The sequence below is a fragment of the Armatimonas sp. genome (assembly GCF_043760365.1).
GTDB lineage: Bacteria > Armatimonadota > Armatimonadia > Armatimonadales > Armatimonadaceae > Armatimonas.
In genome coordinates, this window is the sequence record NZ_JAYUPA010001054.1 from 1 (window position 1) to 2,552 (window position 2,552).

Below are 2,552 nucleotides of genomic sequence, written 5' to 3' on the forward strand. Positions count from 1 at the left end.
CGGGCAAGCCGCTCGCTCTCATGGAAGACCTGCTCAAGATCGTCGAACAAGGAGGCACTGTACTTGACCCCTTCGCCGGGTCGGGGACGACTCTGGTAGGGGCGGAGCGTTTGGGGCTTGACTGGGTGGGCATCGAAGCCAGCGCTCACTACCACCGAGTTGCACATGAGAGACTCAATGCGCTACAGAGACTCAAAACGTAGGTTTACCCAAGTGGGGTGTCGAATCTAACTCCGTGCCGGAACCCAATATAATTGACGAGACAAGCGTATCTGCCGGACGGATTTTCCTGTGCACTGAGGGCGACTCCAGCAAGTTCTGGCGTGTGCGGGTGGAGGGCAATATCCAGACCGTCTGCTATGGTCGGATCGGCACCGATGGTCACGAGCTGATCAAGACGTTCGATAGCTCTATTGTTGCAACCAAAGCAACGGACAAGCTTATGGCCGAGAAGCTGGGCAAAGGCTACCGGGAGGTCTCGGAGCTGGAGGCGAAGGCGGCTCATGACGCTGCTTGTAAGGTCGAGGGAGCAAGCACCAGCACACCACAAAAGCCGCGCCGAGTGAGCAAACGTCGCGCTGCGCTCGGGCAGCAGTTGACCCTATTTCTTGAGGTCGAGGGCGAAGTAGGTGAGTCTAGCGCGAAGCAGGCCGCGTTGGTGCCTGAGGCAGTGCCTCCGCCAGCACTCGCCTTGGAATTCTGAAAGTCCATTGTGTCGTTCAGTGCCCGCGAAGTATTTCCTTAGTTCGTCGTTCGTTACACTGCGGACTAGGTCGCGGAAGGAGGGGCCGGGTGGAATCCCCGGCCCCCTCGTCTGTTAGTAGTCTTCAGGTAGAAGAATCGTCGTGCTGCTGCGATCCGCCTCGGTGATGATCCAGAACTTGATATCGTTTCGGTCCCAGTAGACGGAGAAGAGCCGATCCCCGTCGAGGATGCCCTCCTCGTTGCTTTGCCGGTCTTCCAGAGCGCACTCTCCCCAGTCGCCGCACACGTGCCGCTGAAGGGCGTTCGTGGCATCCGCGTTGTTGAGAGTATCCGCCGCGTTAGTAGTGAAGTAGATTGAGCCAAGAGGAAACTTGTAATTGTTCAAAGCGTAGTTAACTGCGCTCATAGTAAGGGGTTAAGAGTAAGATTCCAGCGTGAAAGCTGGAGTAGTCCGCCCTGCGGGAGCGAATCCCGCAGGGCTTGACTTTAGTGCCAGGACTTGACTTTAGTGAGCGGTTAGGCTACTTTTGCTTTCGAGGTGCGCTTTCCTGTTTGGGGGTGCTCCTCTTTTTAGTTACTGGCGGATTCACGAGGCGATCCATCACCCGAGGGTCAGTGACGATGAAGAGTGCTCCCAGAACCAGTACCGACACCGTGAACGAGATGTTCAGGTTTTCCATGGCGAGTTGTTAAGGGGTTAGTTAGCTGGATGTTCGACCTCTCATCCATCAAAGATACATTAACATATTTGTTAACTTGTGTCAAGCGTTTTCGCACTTTGTTCTATTTCAACGATGGTATACGTACACTGAAATAACAGGGATAATTAGAGTAGGGCCTTGACAAGAATTAACGAATTTGTTAACGTAGAATAAGAAGAGAGACAACTAAAAAGCTCTCCTAATTTTAGCCAGAAGAACACGGTATGAAGACCAAACAAGGTGCGCCTAGCGAGCAGCAGTCATCAGAGAGCGGGCTACCCGTATCGGAGAGCACAAGGGCCACAGGGCAACCTTTCGCTTTTGAGGAACTGGGGCAGTGGCTTCTGAACATGCGTCTCGCGCAGGGTGTTTCGCAGCGGGAGCTCGCTGCTCGGGTGGGTGTTCTACCGCAAGCAATGAGTCGAATGGAGCGCGAGCGCTACCGTGGTGTTAGCTTTGAGCGACTTAGTCGCGTGATCGAAGCTCTGGGAATCTCCCTCCAGATCATCGCGGCAGTTGACCCCGTGGAAAACTGGAAAGAACAGGATCAAGAGTAAGAACAGGCTCAAGAGTAGGGGGTAACCCCTTCGTACAGTCACGTTGGAAAGGATAGTTGGACGTACTCATGCGCCACTTTGGAGACACTTATGCGCCGTGAAAAGAAAAAGAGTGGTCGCTTCGCAGGGCAGCCAGGGCTGATATTCAAGCAAATGCCTAGTGCTCACAGCGGTGCTGCTGACCCGTTTCAAATGCCGCCTGGTGTTACGGTTAGCAAGCAAATGCTCCTGGGCGGGTTGGCATATGTCTTCCGGGACAGGGCGATTGGTGAACTGGGCAGAATCCTTGTGCAAGACCGTGGGCCTGGGCAATGCCAGATCTCCTGCGAAGTCGTCGGCGATCCAAACGATCCCATGACCGAGGTTCGCGCAGGCATATTCAAGCCGTTGGGCAAGAAGCTCTCCGATCTACTGGAAATGCAAATCGGTTCTGTACCAGATTCAGAGCGCCTCGCACCTCCTCCTGCCAGCCCTCTGGGTTCTGGCGAGGGAATCGAAGGTAAGCTGATGCAGTGTGAGCGTTGCGGGGCCTCTGTTGCAATGCTCATCTTCGCACCGGGAGCGACTGAGCCCGCCCGCTTTGAGGATT

4 protein-coding genes and 1 pseudogene are annotated in these 2,552 nt (G+C 54.8%); 4 read left to right on the forward strand and 1 reads right to left on the reverse strand.

Annotation, left to right across the window (positions count from 1 at the left end; genetic code table 11):
- Together ACH2EH_RS26910 and ACH2EH_RS26915 are read left to right on the forward strand one after the other, a co-directional pair.
- On the forward strand, positions 1-203 hold a 203-nt coding region (locus ACH2EH_RS26910), incomplete at its 5' end, for a DNA methyltransferase (protein WP_395146562.1).
- A 32-nt stretch (positions 204-235) separates the two neighbouring features.
- Positions 236-703: a WGR domain-containing protein gene (locus ACH2EH_RS26915; RefSeq protein WP_395146564.1), complete on the forward strand. Its 468-nt coding sequence runs from the start codon at positions 236-238 to the stop codon at positions 701-703.
- 114 nt (positions 704-817) lie between these two features.
- Here the strand turns inward: ACH2EH_RS26915 and ACH2EH_RS26920 are convergent, their stop codons facing one another.
- Complete coding sequence (locus ACH2EH_RS26920) at positions 818-1,090, reverse strand: hypothetical protein (protein WP_395146566.1); 273 nt, start codon at positions 1,088-1,090, stop codon at positions 818-820.
- A 540-nt stretch (positions 1,091-1,630) separates the two neighbouring features.
- Between ACH2EH_RS26920 and ACH2EH_RS26925 the strand changes: the two genes are divergently transcribed.
- Together ACH2EH_RS26925 and ACH2EH_RS26930 are read left to right on the forward strand one after the other, a co-directional pair.
- Positions 1,631-1,963, forward strand: a complete 333-nt coding sequence (locus ACH2EH_RS26925) for a helix-turn-helix domain-containing protein (RefSeq protein WP_395146568.1) — start codon at positions 1,631-1,633, stop codon at positions 1,961-1,963.
- Between the two features lie 153 nt (positions 1,964-2,116).
- Positions 2,117-2,552, forward strand: a pseudogene (locus tag ACH2EH_RS26930) (hypothetical protein); the annotation flags it as partial.